Genomic DNA, 15,985 nt, shown 5'->3' with positions numbered 1-15,985 from the left:
CCGTGGCTGTTCCGAAGCGGAAGATGTCGCGCAGCAACACGCGCCACCGCCGGTCGCAGTGGAAGGCTGCGGTCCCCACCCTGGTTTCGTGTGAGCGTTGCCAGGAGCCGAAGCAGCAGCACATCGCGTGCCCGAGCTGCGGCACCTACAACAAGCGCCAGGTCCTCGAGGTCTGAGCGGCTGGTGAGAGGCGCCATGTCTGAGTCCAGCAAGACGGACAATGCCTCGTCCCACACGCTTCTGGAAGGGCGGCTCGGGTACCGACTCGAGTCCGCCCTTCTGGTGCGTGCGCTGACGCACCGCAGCTACGCGTACGAGAACGGCGGTCTGCCCACCAACGAGCGGCTGGAGTTCCTCGGGGACTCCGTGCTCGGCCTGGTGGTCACCGACACGCTGTACCGCACCCACCCCGACCTGCCCGAGGGCCAACTGGCCAAGCTGCGGGCCGCGGTGGTCAACTCGCGTGCGCTGGCGGAGGTCGGCCGCGGCCTCGAACTCGGCTCGTTCATCCGGCTCGGCCGGGGTGAAGAGGGCACGGGCGGCCGGGACAAGGCGTCCATCCTCGCCGACACCCTGGAAGCGGTGATCGGCGCGGTCTATCTCGACCAGGGCCTCGAAGCGGCGTCCGAGCTGGTGCACCGGCTCTTCGACCCGCTGATCGAGAAGTCCTCGAACCTGGGCGCGGGCCTGGACTGGAAGACCAGTCTCCAGGAACTGACCGCCGCCGAGGGGCTCGGCGTCCCGGAGTACCTCGTCAGCGAGACCGGGCCCGACCACGAGAAGACCTTTACTGCTGCCGCCCGCGTCGGTGGTGTCTCGTACGGCACCGGCACCGGCCGCAGCAAGAAGGAGGCGGAGCAGCAGGCGGCGGAGTCCGCCTGGCGGGAGATCCGCGCCGCCGCGGAGGACCGGGCCAAGGCTGCCGCGGCCGCCGAGGCGTCGTCGGCTTCGGCGGACGGGTCCTCCGGTGCGGACGAGGCCCTCGCGGATTCGCCGTCCGACGGGGGAGGGCCCGCCGGCACCCCCGCCGCCGCGGAGCCGGAATCCGCCGCGGAGCAAGAATCCGTCACGGAGTCGGACCGGGCGTCCGCCTGACCCGTCCGTCCTCCCGTCCGTCCGGTCCGCAGGGCCCCTCGCGCTCCCGTGCGAGGGGCCCTGCGGCACCCTGCCGCCCACCCCTTCCCCCGAGGAGACCCGTTGCCCGAGCTGCCCGAGGTCGAAGTCGTCCGCCGCGGACTCGCCACCTGGGTCACCGGCCGCACGATCGCCGAGGTGGAAGTCCTGCACCCCCGCGCGGTCCGTCGGCACCTCGCCGGCGGCGAGGACTTCGCCGCCCGCCTGCGCGGACGGCGCGTGGCCGACGCCCGCCGCCGGGGCAAGTACCTCTGGCTCCCCCTGGAGGGCACCGGCAGCTCGGTCCTCGGCCACCTCGGCATGAGCGGCCAGCTCCTGGTCCAGCCGGTCACCGCGGTCTCCGAGAAGCACCTCAGGATCCGCCTCCGCTTCGACGACACCCTCGGCACCGAGCTCCGCTTCGTCGACCAGCGCACCTTCGGCGGCTTGTCCGTCCACGACGACACCCCCGAGGGCCTCCCCGACGTCATCGCGCACATCGCCCGCGACCCGCTCGACCCCCTCTTCGACGACGCCGCCTTCCACACGGCCCTGCGCGCCCGCCGCACCACCGTCAAGCGCGCCCTCCTCGACCAGTCCCTGATCAGCGGTGTCGGCAACATCTACGCCGACGAGGCCCTCTGGCGCGCCCGCCTCCACTACGACCGCCCGACGGCCACCCTCACCCGCCCCAGGTCCACCGAACTCCTGGCCCACGTCCGCGAGGTCATGACCGCCGCGCTGGCGGTGGGCGGCACCACCTTCGACAGCCTCTACGTCAACGTCAACGGAGAATCCGGCTACTTCGACCGCTCCCTCGACGCCTACGGCCGCGAGAACGAACCCTGCCGCCGCTGCGGAACCCCGATCCGCCGCCGCCCGTGGATGAACCGCTCCAGCTACTTCTGCCCGAGGTGCCAGCGACCGCCGAGGGCCTAGGAGCGCCGCTTGCGCTTCGGGCGGCCTCGATCCTTCTTCGAGCGCCCCGGCAACTGCTGTGCCCGGTACGTGTGGCCCATCTCCGTCAGCAGCCCCGCAAGGACTTCGGTGACCGAGACCGTGTCCGGATGGTCGTGGCCGAGGTGACGCACGCGCTCCGGCACTTCTGTGCGTCAGTGCTCCTGGACGCGGGGGAGAGCATCAAGGCTCCGAGTGAGTACCGGGGCCACCATGACCCCGGCTTCACGCTGCGGACGTACACGCACCTGATGCCGTCGAGCGAGACCCGCACGAGGGCCGCCGTGGATACAGTCTGGGCCGCCTCGGTTGCCGATCACGGCCCCGAGACGGCCCAGGGAAGCTGACAAGTCGCTGACCTGCGGAAATCTCAGTAGCCGAAGTTCTGCGTCCACCAGGGCCCGCCGTCCCCCTCGTGCACCCCGACGCCCATCGTCGTGAAGTCGCAGTTCAGGATGTTCGCGCGGTGGCCGTCGCTCTCCATCCAGGCGTTCATGACCGCACCGGCGTCGGCCTGGCCGCGGGCGATGTTCTCGGCGCCGAGGTTGGTGATGCCGGCCGCGTCGGCGCGGGTCCAGGGGCTCGCGCCGTCGGGGGAGGTGTGGTCGAAGTAGTTGCGGGCCGCCATGTCGTCGGAGTGGGCCCGGGCCAGCTTCGACAGGGCGTCGCTCTCCTTCACCGGGGCGCAGCCCACCAGGGCGCGCTCCTCGTTGACGAGGGCGAAGACGGCGGACGTGAGGGACGGCGAGGGGGCCGAGGTGCTCGGTGCCGGCGGCTCGGCGGAGGGCTTCTTCGGCGCGGGCGCCTTCTCACGGGCCGGGGTCGGGGACGGGCTCGGGCGCTTCGCCTCGGGAGTCCCGGGGGTCGTGGACTTCTGCGCGGGCTTCTCGGCGGCCCGCTCGGTCGGCTTGGGCTTCGGCTTCTCGGCGGGCTTCGTGGAGGGCGTCGCCGACGGCTTCGGCTTCTTCGAGGGCTCGGCCGCCTTCTTCGGCGGGGCCGAGGGGGCCGGGGACTTCGACGCCTCGGCCGTCCGGCTCGGGGACGGTGTCGCCTCGGCGCTGGTGCCCCCGTACGGCTGGAGCTTCGGCGGTCCGTCGGTGCGGATCCCGGACGCCGGGGAGGAGTTGCCCGAGGAACCGATGGTGAACGTGTCGCCACCCGGCAGCAGCCCGGTCGCGACGGCGACGGCGCCGACCGCCGCGGCGGCGGAGACACCGAGCAGGCCGGTGCGCACAGGCGTGCCCGCCCGCTTCTTCCCATGGCGACCCATGTGATGTGCCTTCCTGGTCCCGGTTCCCGGCCCGCTGACCGCGGCGCCGACTCGGCGCTCCCACCCGAACGAGTGAGGCGCATTGCGTCCGGACTGTACGCCAATGCGTCCCGGGGGTGGGGTGATCCATCCGTATTCCGCCCGTTACCGTCATGAGCATGAACGACGATGCGCGCCTCACGGCGTGGGTACGCGGCCGGGTACAGGGAGTGGGCTTCCGCTGGTTCACCAGGGAGAACGCCATGGCGATCGGCGAGCTGAAAGGCTTCGCCCTCAACCTCGACGACGGCCGGGTCCAGGTCGTGGCGGAAGGGCCGCGTGAGAATTGCCACCGTCTCCTGGACTGGCTGCGGTCCTCCGACACACCCGGCCGCGTCGACGGTGTCACTGAGATCTGGGCCACGCCGAGGGGCGGATATCCGGACTTCGCGATCCGCTGACGGGCGTCACGGCCGTCCCGACACGCCGGGTACGGGCCGGCTCCGCGCGCGTCACCGCGTCGCCCCGGGTACGCGCGCGGAGACGGAAAGTACCAGGTGGTTGCCAAGACGGGCCATCCCGTGCCAGGCTGCGGCGGAACCAAAGATCGCGACGCCCCCAGGGCCCCGCAGGTCAGGCACCCCGCGCCGAGGCGACGGGCGTGTGCCCCCGGGACGCCCGTGGATACGGGGTGTGATCGTGTTGACCGTCAAACTTTTTGGTGAGACTCTGGAATCCCCGCGCACCTGAGCTGTCCGGCAGCTGGAACCGCAAGCACCACAAGAGCTGTCGCGCACCGCGGGTGCGAAAATCCCTCACGACCCACACCGCATCGGTCGGTCACTCATTGTGGAGGACCACTCATCATGGCAAAGGCGCTTCTCGGTTACGTCGGCGGTTCCGACCCGCGACTCCTCGCCGAGATGCGACGGCTTCAGCAGCGCGTCCAGGACCTCGAATCCGAGCTCGTACGGATCCAGTCCGAGAACGACGCGCTGAGCGCTGCCGTCGCCAAGCACCCGGGAGAGTCGCTGCTCGAAGGCATCGACATCGACGTTCCCCAGGCGGAGCCCGCGCTCACCTGAGCCGCGCGTCGCCGGAGATTCACCGCGCACCAGGATATGCAAGGGACGCCCCGGCGTCCCTTCTTTCTTCCCCCGCTTCCCCGCTTCCGCAGCCTCTGCCAGGCCCCCACCCCCGTGCGCGCGTTCTCGTACCGTCTGAGATGCCCTGCGCCTTCGGGGGCGAAACCGCGGGGGAAAGGTAGAGTCCGGCGGCGTGCACCTCAAGGCCATGACCCTGCGCGGCTTCAAGTCCTTCGCGTCCGCCACGACGCTGCGCTTCGAACCGGGAATCACCTGCGTCGTCGGCCCCAACGGCTCGGGCAAGTCCAACGTGGTCGACGCGCTCTCCTGGGTCATGGGCGAACAGGGCGCCAAGTCGCTGCGCGGCGGCAAGATGGAGGACGTCATCTTCGCCGGGACCACCGGCCGCCCGCCGCTCGGCCGGGCCGAGGTCTCCCTCACGATCGACAACAGCGACGGCGCCCTGCCCATCGAGTACGCCGAGGTCACCATCACGCGGATCATGTTCCGCAACGGCGGCAGCGAGTACCAGATCAACGGCGACACCTGCCGGCTGCTCGACATCCAGGAACTCCTCTCCGACTCCGGTATCGGCCGCGAGATGCACGTCATCGTCGGACAGGGCCGGCTCGACTCCGTGCTGCACGCCGACCCGATGGGCCGGCGGGCCTTCATCGAGGAGGCCGCCGGCGTCCTCAAGCACCGCAAGCGCAAGGAGAAGGCGCTGCGGAAGCTCGATGCGATGCAGGCCAACCTCGCGCGCGTGCAGGACCTCACCGACGAACTGCGCCGCCAGCTCAAGCCGCTGGGCCGCCAGGCCGCCGTCGCCCGCCGGGCCGCCGTGATCCAGGCCGATCTGCGCGACGCCCGGCTGCGGCTGCTCGCCGACGACCTGGTGCGGCTGCGCGAGGCCCTCGGCGCCGAGATCGCCGACGAGGCCGCCCTCAAAGAGCGCAAGGAGGCGGCCGAGACCGAACTCAAGGCGGCCCTCGGCCGGGAAGCCGATCTGGAGGACGAGGTCCGCCGCCTCGCCCCGCGGCTCCAGCGCGCCCAGCAGACCTGGTACGACCTCTCCCAGCTCGCCGAGCGCGTCCGCGGCACCGTCTCGCTGGCCGACGCCCGGGTCAGGAGCGCCACCGACCGGCCCGCCGAGGAGCGCCGGGGCCGCGACCCCGAGGACATGGAGCGCGAGGCCGCCCGGATCCGGGAGCAGGAAGCCGAACTGGAGGCCGCGCTGGAGGCCGCCGAACGCGCGCTGGAGGACACCGTCGCCCACCGCGCGGAGCTGGAGCGGCAGCTCCTCGCCGAGGAACGCCGGCTCAAGGACGCCGCGCGGGCCATCGCCGACCGGCGCGAGGGGCTGGCCCGGCTCAACGGGCAGGTGGGCGCAGCCCGTTCCCGCGCCGCCGCGGCCCAGTCCGAGATCGACCGGCTGGCCGCCGCACGGGACGAGGCACGCGAGCGCGCCGCCGCCGCGCAGGAGGAGTACGAGCAGCTCAAGGCGGAAGTCGACGGGCTCGACGCCGACGACACCGCCCTCGCCGCGCGGCACGAGGCCGCCAAGCGCGAACTCGCCGAGGCGGAGGCCGGGCTGACCGCCGCCCGGGAAGCCCTCACCGCCGCCGAACGGGCCCGGGCCGCCGTGACCGCCCGCCGCGACGCCCTCGCCCTCGGCCTGCGCCGCAAGGACGGCACCGGCGCCCTGCTCGCCGCCGGCGACCGGCTCGACGGCCTCCTCGGACCGGCCGCCGCCCTGCTCACCGTGACCCCCGGCTACGAGGTCCCCGTCGCCGCCGCGCTCGGCGCCGCCGCCGACGCGGTGGCCGTCGCCGGTCCGGCCACCGCGGCCGAGGCCCTCCGTCTGCTGCGCAAGCAGGACGGCGGCCGGGCCGCCCTCCTCCTCGCGGGCGGGCCCGAGACGGACAGCGCCCCGGCCGGCACCGACGGCCGGCCGTGCGCCGCGGACCTGGTCGGCGGCCCCGAGGAGCTGATGCCCGCCGTCCGGGCGCTGCTGCGCACCACCGTCGTCGTGGAGGGTCTGGAGGACGCCGAGGAGCTGGTCCGGTCCCGGCCCGCGCTCACCGCGGTCACCGCCGAGGGGGACGTGCTCGGCGCCCACTTCGCCCAGGGCGGTTCGGCGGGCGCGCCCAGCCTGCTGGAGGTGCAGGCCTCGGTCGACGAGGCCACCACGGAGCTGGAGCGGCTGGACGCCACCTGCGAGGAACTGGCCGGGGCCCAGCAGCGGGCCGCCGAGGACCGCCGCACCCGGGCCTCGCGGGTGGAGGAGCTGGGGGAGCGGCGGCGGGCCGCCGACCGGGAGAAGTCCTCGGTCTCCGGCCGGCTGGGCAGCCTCGCCGGCCAGGCCCGGGCGGCCGCCGGGGAGGCCGAGCGGGCCGGGACGGCGGCGGCGCGGGCGCAGGAGGCCCTGGAGCGGGCGCTGGAGGAGGTCGAGGAGCTGGCCGAGCGGCTGCTCGTCGCCGAGGAGACGCCCGTCGAGGAGGAGCCGGACACCCATGTGCGCGACCGGCTCGCCGCCGACGGCGCCAACGCGCGCCAGACGGAGATGGAGGCCCGCCTCCAGGTCCGCACCCACGAGGAGCGGGTGAAGGGGCTCGCGGGCCGGGCCGACGCGCTCGACCGGGGAGCGCGCGCCGAGCGCGAGGCGCGGGCGCGCGCCGAGCGCGTGCGCGCCCGGCTGCGTCACGAGGCGGAGGTCGCGGCGGCCGTGGCGAGCGGCGCCCGCCAGCTGCTGGCGCATGTCGAGGTCTCCCTCGTCCGCGCCGAGGCGGAACGGGCCGCGGCCGACGCGGCCAAGGCCGAGCGGGAACGGGAGCTGGCGGCCGCCCGGTCGGCGGGCCGCGACCTCAAGGGGGAGCTGGACAAGCTCACCGACTCGGTGCACCGGGGCGAGGTGCTGGGCGCCGAGAAGCGGTTGCGGATCGAGCAGCTGGAGACCAGGGCCCTGGAGGAGCTGGGCGTGGAGCCGACCGCTCTGGTGGCCGAGTACGGTCCCGGCCAGCTCGTGCCGCCCTCGCTGCCCGCCGAGGGGGAGGAGCTGCCCGAGGACCCGGAGCACCCGCGCAACCGGCCCCGGCCGTTCGTCCGCGCCGAGCAGGAGAAGCGGCTCAAGTCGGCCGAACGGGCGTACCAGCAGCTCGGGAAGGTGAACCCGCTGGCCCTGGAGGAGTTCTCCGCCCTGGAGGAGCGCCACCAGTTCCTGTCGGAGCAGCTGGAGGACCTGAAGAAGACCCGCGCCGATCTGCTCCAGGTCGTGAAGGAGGTCGACGAGCGTGTCGAGCAGGTCTTCACCGAGGCGTACCGGGACACCGCGCGGGAGTTCGAGGGCGTGTTCTCCCGGCTCTTCCCGGGCGGTGAGGGGCGGCTGATCCTCACCGATCCGGACAACATGCTCACCACCGGCGTGGACGTGGAGGCGCGTCCGCCGGGCAAGAAGGTGAAGCGCCTGTCCCTGCTGTCGGGCGGGGAGCGGTCGCTGACCGCCGTGGCCATGCTGGTGTCGATCTTCAAGGCCCGGCCGAGTCCGTTCTACGTGATGGACGAGGTGGAGGCGGCCCTCGACGACACCAACCTCCAGCGGCTGATCCGCATCATGCAGGAGCTCCAGGAGAGCTCCCAGCTCATCGTCATCACGCACCAGAAGCGGACGATGGAGGTCGCCGACGCGCTCTACGGGGTGTCGATGCAGGGGGACGGCGTGTCCAAGGTCATCAGCCAGCGACTGCGCTGAGCGCGACGGGGTAGACGGTCACCGTTCCTGCACCAGTGCTTCAAGACTTGAATTCTCAAGGTGATCCAATTGGTTTCCTCTGATCACGGACCGCCTCTTGACTTCGACACTTGAAGGCATATTCTCTGCAACGTTGTTTTTACCTTCAAGTGGTGGGTGACAGGAAGCTGTGCCCCACGTGAAGGGCTCGCCCCCACGCCCGGCGACGCTGCCGGTGGCCCCAGGAGTATTCGTGACCAGCACTGCCCAGCCCCCGGGATCGGGAGCCCGCCAGGCGCACCCCGAACACCTCGGGCACGTCGTCTTCATCACGGCAGCCGCCGCCATGGGCGGGTTCCTCTTCGGCTACGACAGTTCCGTGATCAACGGCGCCGTCGAGGCGATCCGCGACCGCTACGACATCGGGTCGGGCACCCTGGCCCAGGTCATCGCCATCGCCCTGATCGGCTGCGCCGTCGGCGCCGCGACCGCCGGCCGCATCGCCGACCGGATCGGCCGCATCCGCTGTATGCAGATCGCCGCGGTGCTCTTCACCGTCAGCGCCGTCGGCTCCGCCCTCCCGTTCGCCCTCTGGGACCTGGCGATGTGGCGGATCATCGGCGGCTTCGCCATCGGTATGGCGTCCGTCATCGGCCCCGCGTACATCGCCGAGGTCTCCCCGCCGGCCTACCGGGGGCGCCTGGCCTCCTTCCAGCAGGGCGCCATCGTCATCGGCATCGCCGTCTCCCAGCTCGTCAACTACGGCATCCTCCAGATCGCCGGCGGCGACCAGCGCGGGGAGATCGCCGGCCTGGAGGCCTGGCAGTGGATGCTCGGCGTGATGGTCGTCCCGGCCGTGCTCTACGGGCTGCTGTCCTTCGCGATCCCCGAGTCCCCGCGCTTCCTCGTCTCCGTCGGCCGGATCGACAAGGCGAAGGCCGTGCTGGAGGAGGTCGAGGGCAAGAAGGTCGACCTGGCGGCCCGCGTCGAGGAGATCCGCACGGCGATGCGCCGTGAGCACAAGTCCACCTTCAAGGACCTCCTCGGCGGACGCTTCTACTTCCTGCCCATCGTCTGGATCGGCATCGGCCTCTCGCTCTTCCAGCAGCTCGTCGGCATCAACGTCGCCTTCTACTACTCCGCGACGCTCTGGCAGTCGGTGGGCGTCGACCCGAGCAGTTCGTTCTTCTACTCGTTCACCACGTCGATCATCAACATCATCGGCACCGTGATCGCCATGATCTTCGTGGACCGGATCGGCCGCCGGCCGCTCGCCCTGATCGGCTCCACCGGTATGGCGATCGCCCTGGCCGTGGAGGCGTGGGCCTTCTCCGCCGACCTGGTCGACGGGAAGCTGCCGGAGACCCAGGGGGCCGTGGCCCTGATCGCGGCCCATGTCTTCGTGCTGTTCTTCGCGCTCTCCTGGGGTGTGGTCGTCTGGGTCTTCCTGGGCGAGATGTTCCCCAACCGGATCCGCGCCGCCGCGCTGGGCGTCGCCGCCTCCGCGCAGTGGATCGCCAACTGGGCCATCACCGCGAGCTTCCCGAGCCTCGCCGACTGGAACCTGTCCGGCACCTATGTGATCTACACCGTCTTCGCCGTGCTCTCGATCCCCTTCGTGCTCAAGTTCGTGAAGGAGACCAAGGGCAAGGCGTTGGAGGAGATGGGCTGAACCCCGCTGCCCCGCTCCTCTCCACTGCCCCGGCTCAGCGCGTGAGCCGGGGCAGTGCTCGCGTTCCCGAGGCCGTGACGACACCGTGCTCCGGGGAGCCGGACCGGCCCCTCGGGCGTCGCGCATACTGGACGGACCATGGAAATCGTCATCCTTGCCGTAGTCATCGCCCTGGTCGCGATCGGTGCGATCAGCGGGCTCGTGGTCAGCAGCCGCAAGAAGCGGAAGCTGCCGCCACCGGCGCCGCCGAGCACGCCGACCATCACCGCCCCGTCCGCCGAACCCCGTGTCGGCGAGGAGGCGGAGACTCCACGCGACGAGTCCCGCCGCACCATCGAGGAGGTCGGACTCCCGACGGCCGAGGAGGCCGTCGAGACCCCCGCGGCCGTCGAGGACCCCGTCGTCGCCGAGCCGCCGGCCCCCGAGATCGAGATCCCGGAGCCGACCGCCGGACGCCTGGTGCGGCTGCGCGCCCGTCTGGCCCGCTCCCAGAACTCCCTCGGCAAGGGGCTGCTGACCCTGCTGTCGCGCGAGCACCTCGACGAGGACACCTGGGAGGAGATCGAGGACACCCTCCTCACCGCCGATGTGGGCGTGGCGCCCACCCAGGAACTGGTCGAGCGACTGCGCGAGCGCGTGAAGGTCCTCGGCACCCGCACCCCCGACGAGCTGCGCACCCTGCTGCGCGAGGAACTGCTCGCCCTCATCGGCACCGACACGGACCGCGCCGTGAAGACCGAGAGCGGCCTCGACACCCCGGGCGTCGTGATGGTCGTCGGCGTCAACGGCACCGGCAAGACCACCACCACCGGCAAGCTCGCCCGGGTCCTCGTCGCGGACGGGCGGTCCGTGGTGCTGGGCGCGGCCGACACCTTCCGCGCCGCCGCCGCCGACCAGCTCCAGACCTGGGGCGAGCGCGTCGGCGCCCGCACGGTCCGCGGCCCCGAGGGCGGCGACCCGGCGTCGATCGCCTTCGACGCGGTCAAGGAGGGCATCGCCGAGGGCGCGGACGTCGTCCTCATCGACACCGCCGGTCGGCTGCACACCAAGACCGGGCTCATGGACGAGCTGGGCAAGGTCAAGCGGGTCGTGGAGAAGCACGGCCCGCTGGACGAGGTGCTGCTCGTCCTGGACGCCACGACCGGGCAGAACGGCCTGGTGCAGGCCCGCGTCTTCGCCGAGGTCGTGGACATCACCGGCATCGTGCTCACCAAGCTGGACGGCACCGCCAAGGGCGGCATCGTCATCGCCGTGCAGCGCGAGCTGGGCGTCCCGGTGAAGCTGGTCGGCCTGGGGGAGGGCCCGGACGACCTGGCGCCGTTCGAGCCCGAGGCGTTCGTGGACGCGCTCATCGGCGACTGAGCCGGCGCGCCGCGCCCCCGCGCGGACGAGGGCCCCGCGACCCGACCGGGTCGCGGGGCCCTCGCGCGTCCTACGGCCGCCTGTCGTGACGGCCCTGTCGCTACGACGGCCTGCCGCTACGGCCGCACGTCGTTACGGCCGCCCGTCGTCACGGCCGGCGCGCGCCGGAGCGGTGGCAGATGTACGCCAGGGTGCCCAGCAGCAGCCGGGCCTCCGGGGGCGCGGTCGCCGTGTCCGGTGCCGGGGCGCGCAGCCACCGGACGGGGCCCAGCCCGCCCCGGTCCGAGGGCGGGGCCGTGATGTACGCCCCGGGGCCGAGGCAGCGCAGGTCCAGGTCCGCGTCGTCCCAGCCCATCCGGTAGAGTAGCCGGGGCAGTCCGGCCGCCGCGCCCGGGGCCACGAAGAACTGGCAGCGCCCGTCCGGGGTGAGGCACACCGGGCCCGGCCGCACCCCCATCCGCTCCATCCGCACCAGCGCCCGCTGCCCGGCCGGGGCCGCCACGTCCAGGACGTCGAAGGCCCGCCCGGCGGGGAGCATCAGCGCGGCGCCGGGGACCTCGGCCCAGGCGCGCCCCGCCTCGTCCAGGGTGGCCCCGGCCGGTACCTCGCGGGCGAAGTCCAGCGGATGGGCCCCCGGCGCGGGACAGCCGTCCGCGCCGCAGGAGCACCGGCCGGCCGAGGCGCGCGCGCCCGGCGTCACCGCCCAGCCCCAGAGGCCGGTGTACTCGGCCACCGCGGTGGCCTCCGTCGTGCGCCCGCGGCGTCTGGTGCCGGGCCGGATCTGACCGATCCCCCGGGTGCCGCCGATCGTGAAGCCCATGCCCCCTCCAACGGGTCGAGTACGCCGGTGGTTACGTGAAGGAGCACAGGCGTGACGCTCCGTGGTCACTGTTCTGTCTCCGGTGGCGCGTGGATGCGTACGGGGGAGTGCGCGGTGCGACACGCGCCCGCGTGTGCAACGGTGCACCCCCCTGGATCGTGCTGTGTCAAGTGAATCGCGCCCGGCCGTAAGTGAGTTCACTCGGAGGGGTGGCGAATGGTGGCGTTTCTGCAATCCCACTCGCGGAGGCGTGATCGCGGGACTACTTTCGGTACCCGAGCCTGCAATTGCAGTTGGCGGTGGGTATGCCCCGGGCAACCGGGGAGCGGAGACCGTGCGGTGCAAGTGGGCTACCGGAAGCCGTGATTCGCGGCATTCTGGTAAGAGTTCGGCCGACGAGGGCATGGACGGATGGGGGCAATCCAGTGAGCGGCAGCGGCGCAGACGGTTCGAGCACCGGCAAGCGCCCCAATGAGCAGCTGAGTTCGTGGTTCCTGCGCAGCGGCTGGTCGAAGGGCGAACTCGCCCGCCAGGTGAACCGCAGGGCGCGCCAGATGGGCGCGCACCACATCAGCACGGACACCTCACGGGTCCGGCGCTGGCTCGACGGCGAACAGCCCCGTGAGCCGATCCCGCGCATCCTCTCCGAGCTGTTCTCCGAACGCTTCGGCAGCGTGGTCGCGATCGAGGACCTCGGACTGCGCACCGCGCACCAGGCCCCCTCCGTCTCCGGGGTCGACCTGCCCTGGGCCGGGCCCCAGACAGTCGCCCTGCTCGGCGAGTTCTCCCGCAGCGACCTGATGCTCGCCCGCCGCGGCTTCCTCGGCACCTCCCTCGCCCTGTCGGCCGGGCCCGCCCTCATCGAGCCCATGCAGCGCTGGCTGGTCCCCACACCCGCCGCCGAACCGGCCGCGGCCCAGGCCCCCGCGCCGCCCCGCCGGGCGGGCCGGCTCTCCGAGCCGGAGCTCCAGCTCCTGGAGTCGACCACCGCCATGTTCCGTCTGTGGGACGCCCAGTGCGGCGGCGGGCTGCGCCGCAAGGCCGTCGTCGGCCAGCTCCACGAGGTGACCGATCTCCTCCAGGAGCCCCAGCCGGCCGCGACCTCCCGCCGCCTCTTCCGCTGCGCCGCCGAACTTGCCGAACTGGCGGGCTGGATGAGCTACGACGTGGGCCTCCAGCCGACCGCCCAGAAGTACTTCGTGCTCGCCCTGCACGCCTCCAAGGAGGCCGGTGACAAGCCGCTCGGCTCCTACATCCTGTCCTCGATGAGCCGCCAGATGATCCATCTCGGCCGCCCGGACGACGCTCTGGAGCTCATCCACCTCGCCCAGTACGGCAGCCGCGACTGCGCCACCGCCCGCACCCAGGCCATGCTGTACGCGATGGAGGCCCGCGCCTACGCCAACATGGGCCAGCCCAGCAAGTGCAAGCGCGCCGTGCGCATGGCGGAGGACACCTTCGCCGACGCCGGCCTCGACGGCGAGCCCGAGCCCGACTGGATCCGCTTCTTCTCCGAGGCCGAGCTCAACGGCGAGAACGCCCACTCCTACCGCGACCTCGCCTACGTCGCCGGCCGCAGCCCCACCTACGCCTCCCTCGCGGAGCCCGTGATGGCCCGCGCGGTGGAGCTTTTCAGCCAGGACGGCGAGCACCAGCGGTCGTATGCACTCAACCTGATCGGCATGGCCACCGTCCACCTCCTCAAGCGGGAGCCGGAAGCGGCCACCGCGCTGGCCGACGAGGCCCTGCGCATCGCCTCCAAGGTCCGCTCCGAGCGGGTCAACACCCGGCTGCGCAAGACCGTCGACAGCGCCGCCCGCGACTTCCGCGACGTGCCGCAGGTCATCGACATCACCGAGCGGCTCGCCGCCCGGCTCCCCGAGACCGCCGAGGCGGTCTGACCCCACGAGCCCCCCGTCCGTACGGCCCCCGCGGCCCCCGCGGACGGGGCAGCAGACCCCGGCCGCGGCCCTCTCCCCGTACTGTCCGACTCGGCTCCCCCCGTGCCAGGTCACCCGGGAGAGTGCCGCGGCCGGCCGCTGATGTGGGCAGATGGTACGTCCGGGCCCCCCCGGACGATCAGCGCGTTCATGGGGGCGTAACACGCCCGGTCTCTTCGTCACGGCCGCGAAACATCGAGCGGCCTTTGCGGAAACCCCGCTGCGTCAACCTCATGGCGCATAACGGCCCCGCCCGCAGTCCGCCAAGGCTCCGCCCGCACGCGGCCGCACGACGACGAGGAGACGCCGATGCCCCCAGGCATCTCGACCCTTGCCGCAGACGCTCCCGAGCTGTCTGCCGCCAACACAGGGTTCATGCTCATCTGTTCCGCCCTGGTGATGCTCATGACACCGGGCCTCGCCTTCTTCTACGGAGGCATGGTCCGGGTCAAGTCCACCCTGAACATGCTGATGATGAGCTTCATCAGCCTCGGGATCGTCAGCATCCTGTGGGTGCTGTACGGATTCAGCCTCGCCTTCGGCAGTGACATCGGCTCCGTCGTCGGCTGGAGCTCCGAGTACGTCGGACTCAGCGGTATCGGCGTCAACGAGCTGTGGGACGGCTACACCATCCCCGTCTTCGTCTTCTCCGTCTTCCAGCTGATGTTCGCCGTGCTGACGCCCGCGCTGATCAGCGGCGCCCTGGCGGACCGGGTGAAGTTCACCGCCTGGGCCCTGTTCATCGCCCTGTGGGTGACCGTCGTCTACTTCCCGGTCGCGCACTGGGTCTGGGGCTCCGGCGGCTGGCTCTTCGAGATGGGCGTCATCGACTTCGCGGGCGGCACGGCCGTCCACATCAACGCGGGTGCGGCGGCGCTCGGCGTGATCCTCGTCATCGGCAAGCGCGTCGGCTTCAAGAAGGACCCGATGCGCCCGCACAGCCTCCCGCTGGTCATGCTCGGCGCGGCCCTGCTGTGGTTCGGCTGGTTCGGCTTCAACGCCGGCTCCTGGCTGGGCAACGACGACGGCGTCGGCGCCGTGATGTTCGTGAACACCCAGGTCGCCACGGGTGCCGCGGTCCTCGCCTGGCTGGTCTACGAGAAGATCCGCCACGGCGCGTTCACCACCCTCGGCGCGGCCTCCGGCGCGGTCGCCGGTCTCGTCGCCATCACCCCGGCCGGCGGCTCGGTCTCCCCGCTCGGCGCCATCGCGGTCGGCGCGATCGCCGGACTGGTCTGCGCCATGGCCGTCGGCCTGAAGTACCGCTTCAACTACGACGACTCCCTCGACGTGGTGGGCGTCCACCTGGTCGGCGGCGTCATCGGCTCCGTCCTCGTCGGCTTCTTCGCCACCGGCGGCGTACAGTCCGACGCGGCGGGTCTGTTCTACGGCGGCGGCCTGGAGCAGCTCGGCAAGCAGGTCGTCGGCGTCGTCGCGGTCCTCGCCTACTCCCTGGTGATGTCGGCCCTCCTCGCCCTCGTCCTGCACAGGACGATCGGGATGCGGGTCGACGAGGACGACGAGATCGCGGGCATCGACCAGGTCGAGCACGCCGAGACCGCGTACGACTTCAGCGGTGCCGGCGGCGGCGCCGGCTCCCGCAAGGCCGCCCCCGCCGCGGCCGACATCGTGGCAGCGGCGGCAGAATCCAAGAAGGTGGACGCATGAAGCTCATCACCGCAGTCGTGAAGCCGCACCGGCTGGACGAGATCAAGGAGGCCCTCCAGGCCTTCGGCGTCCAGGGGCTCACGGTCACCGAGGCCAGCGGCTACGGCCGGCAGCGCGGCCACACCGAGGTCTACCGCGGCGCCGAGTACACCGTGGACCTGGTCCCCAAGATCCGCATCGAGGTGCTGGTCGAGGAAGACGACGCCGAACAGCTGGTGGACGTGATCGTCAAGGCCGCCCGCACCGGCAAGATCGGTGACGGCAAGGTCTGGAGCGTTCCGGTCGACACCGCGGTACGGGTCCGCACGGGCGAGCGGGGCCCGGACGCACTCTAGGAACGCCCGGCCGGGGCGGCCCCACCACGGGCCGCCCCGGCCGCGTCCCGTTCCCCG

General features: G+C 72.2%; 14 protein-coding genes and 1 pseudogene. 12 read left to right on the top strand and 3 right to left on the bottom strand.

Annotated features, from left to right (window positions below; translation table 11 throughout):
- The first annotated feature begins 2 nt into the window (after nt 1-2).
- The 3 genes from rpmF (at nt 3) to mutM (ending at nt 2,052) form a co-directional block, all read left to right on the top strand.
- The gene (gene rpmF, locus C593_RS0124820; protein WP_026165248.1) at nt 3-176 is read left to right on the top strand and encodes a 50S ribosomal protein L32; all 174 of its coding nucleotides are present in this window, start codon (nt 3-5) and stop codon (nt 174-176) included.
- Between the two features lie 19 nt (nt 177-195).
- Nucleotides 196-1,095: a ribonuclease III gene (gene rnc, locus C593_RS30465; RefSeq protein WP_018850035.1), complete on the top strand. Its 900-nt coding sequence runs from the start codon at nt 196-198 to the stop codon at nt 1,093-1,095.
- Between the two features lie 102 nt (nt 1,096-1,197).
- On the top strand, nt 1,198-2,052 hold the full coding sequence (mutM, locus tag C593_RS0124810) for a bifunctional DNA-formamidopyrimidine glycosylase/DNA-(apurinic or apyrimidinic site) lyase (protein WP_018850034.1): 855 nt from the start codon (nt 1,198-1,200) through the stop codon (nt 2,050-2,052).
- On the opposite strand, the gene C593_RS33115 is transcribed toward mutM, so the two are convergent.
- Entirely contained in the window at nt 2,049-2,204 is a 156-nt protein-coding gene (locus C593_RS33115; RefSeq protein ID WP_158686874.1) for a hypothetical protein, read from the bottom strand. The genes mutM and C593_RS33115 overlap by 4 nt on opposite strands.
- Between C593_RS33115 and C593_RS33940 the strand changes: the two are divergent.
- Nucleotides 2,202-2,417, top strand: a pseudogene (locus tag C593_RS33940) (integrase); the annotation flags it as partial. The gene C593_RS33115 and the pseudogene C593_RS33940 sit on opposite strands and share 3 nt — an antisense overlap.
- A gap of 23 nt (nt 2,418-2,440) precedes the next feature.
- On the opposite strand, the gene C593_RS0124800 reads toward C593_RS33940, so the two are convergent.
- Nucleotides 2,441-3,340 carry a CAP domain-containing protein gene (locus C593_RS0124800; RefSeq protein WP_018850032.1) on the bottom strand — a complete coding sequence of 300 codons (900 nt, stop codon included), beginning with the start codon at nt 3,338-3,340 and terminating at the stop codon, nt 2,441-2,443.
- A 158-nt stretch (nt 3,341-3,498) separates the two neighbouring features.
- On the opposite strand from C593_RS0124800, the gene C593_RS0124795 reads away from it, so the two are divergent.
- The 5 genes from C593_RS0124795 (at nt 3,499) to ftsY (ending at nt 11,165) form a co-directional block, all read left to right on the top strand.
- Nucleotides 3,499-3,780, top strand: a complete 282-nt coding sequence (locus tag C593_RS0124795) for an acylphosphatase (RefSeq protein ID WP_026278047.1) — start codon at nt 3,499-3,501, stop codon at nt 3,778-3,780.
- Nucleotides 3,781-4,185: 405 nt separating this feature from the next.
- Nucleotides 4,186-4,404 (top strand): hypothetical protein, encoded by a 219-nt coding sequence (locus C593_RS0124790; protein ID WP_018850030.1) that lies wholly within the window; start codon nt 4,186-4,188, stop codon nt 4,402-4,404.
- Nucleotides 4,405-4,597: 193 nt separating this feature from the next.
- Nucleotides 4,598-8,152 carry a chromosome segregation protein SMC gene (smc, locus tag C593_RS0124785; RefSeq protein ID WP_018850029.1) on the top strand — a complete coding sequence of 1,185 codons (3,555 nt, stop codon included), beginning with the start codon at nt 4,598-4,600 and terminating at the stop codon, nt 8,150-8,152.
- Between the two features lie 232 nt (nt 8,153-8,384).
- Nucleotides 8,385-9,803: a sugar porter family MFS transporter gene (locus C593_RS0124780; protein WP_018850028.1), complete on the top strand. Its 1,419-nt coding sequence runs from the start codon at nt 8,385-8,387 to the stop codon at nt 9,801-9,803.
- Between the two features lie 138 nt (nt 9,804-9,941).
- Nucleotides 9,942-11,165 (top strand): signal recognition particle-docking protein FtsY, encoded by a 1,224-nt coding sequence (gene ftsY / locus C593_RS0124775; RefSeq protein ID WP_018850027.1) that lies wholly within the window; start codon nt 9,942-9,944, stop codon nt 11,163-11,165.
- 148 nt (nt 11,166-11,313) lie between these two features.
- Here the strand turns inward: ftsY and C593_RS0124770 are convergent, their stop codons facing one another.
- Nucleotides 11,314-11,985, bottom strand: a complete 672-nt coding sequence (locus C593_RS0124770; protein ID WP_018850026.1) for a bifunctional DNA primase/polymerase — start codon at nt 11,983-11,985, stop codon at nt 11,314-11,316.
- Nucleotides 11,986-12,410: 425 nt separating this feature from the next.
- Between C593_RS0124770 and nsdA the strand changes: the two genes are divergently transcribed.
- The 3 genes from nsdA (at nt 12,411) to C593_RS0124755 (ending at nt 15,928) form a co-directional block, all read left to right on the top strand.
- Nucleotides 12,411-13,886 carry a transcriptional repressor NsdA gene (gene nsdA, locus C593_RS0124765; RefSeq protein WP_018850025.1) on the top strand — a complete coding sequence of 492 codons (1,476 nt, stop codon included), beginning with the start codon at nt 12,411-12,413 and terminating at the stop codon, nt 13,884-13,886.
- A gap of 348 nt (nt 13,887-14,234) precedes the next feature.
- A complete protein-coding gene (locus C593_RS0124760) occupies nt 14,235-15,593 on the top strand; it encodes an ammonium transporter (protein WP_026278046.1) in 1,359 nt (452 codons plus the stop codon).
- On the top strand, nt 15,590-15,928 hold the full coding sequence (locus tag C593_RS0124755; protein WP_018850023.1) for a P-II family nitrogen regulator: 339 nt from the start codon (nt 15,590-15,592) through the stop codon (nt 15,926-15,928). The genes C593_RS0124760 and C593_RS0124755 overlap by 4 nt, the downstream gene beginning before the upstream one ends.
- The last annotated feature ends 57 nt before the right edge of the window (nt 15,929-15,985 follow it).

It is taken from the genome of Streptomyces sp. CNT372 (assembly GCF_000377145.1).
The sequence above is the reverse complement of the archived record's forward strand: the minus strand, read 5'-3'. Positions and strand labels throughout refer to the sequence as shown.

Excerpts from the sequence above, each read along its gene's own strand:
- rnc (WP_018850035.1), top strand. The coding sequence starts at position 196 with ATGTCTGAGTCCAGCAAGACGGACAATGCCTCGTCCCACACGCTTCTG.
- C593_RS0124800 (WP_018850032.1), bottom strand. The coding sequence starts at position 3,340 with ATGGGTCGCCATGGGAAGAAGCGGGCGGGCACGCCTGTGCGCACCGGC.
- C593_RS0124795 (WP_026278047.1), top strand. The coding sequence starts at position 3,499 with ATGAACGACGATGCGCGCCTCACGGCGTGGGTACGCGGCCGGGTACAG.
- C593_RS0124790 (WP_018850030.1), top strand. The coding sequence starts at position 4,186 with ATGGCAAAGGCGCTTCTCGGTTACGTCGGCGGTTCCGACCCGCGACTC.
- ftsY (WP_018850027.1), top strand. The coding sequence starts at position 9,942 with ATGGAAATCGTCATCCTTGCCGTAGTCATCGCCCTGGTCGCGATCGGT.
- C593_RS0124770 (WP_018850026.1), bottom strand. The coding sequence starts at position 11,985 with ATGGGCTTCACGATCGGCGGCACCCGGGGGATCGGTCAGATCCGGCCC.
- C593_RS0124760 (WP_026278046.1), top strand. The coding sequence starts at position 14,235 with ATGCCCCCAGGCATCTCGACCCTTGCCGCAGACGCTCCCGAGCTGTCT.
- C593_RS0124755 (WP_018850023.1), top strand. The coding sequence starts at position 15,590 with ATGAAGCTCATCACCGCAGTCGTGAAGCCGCACCGGCTGGACGAGATC.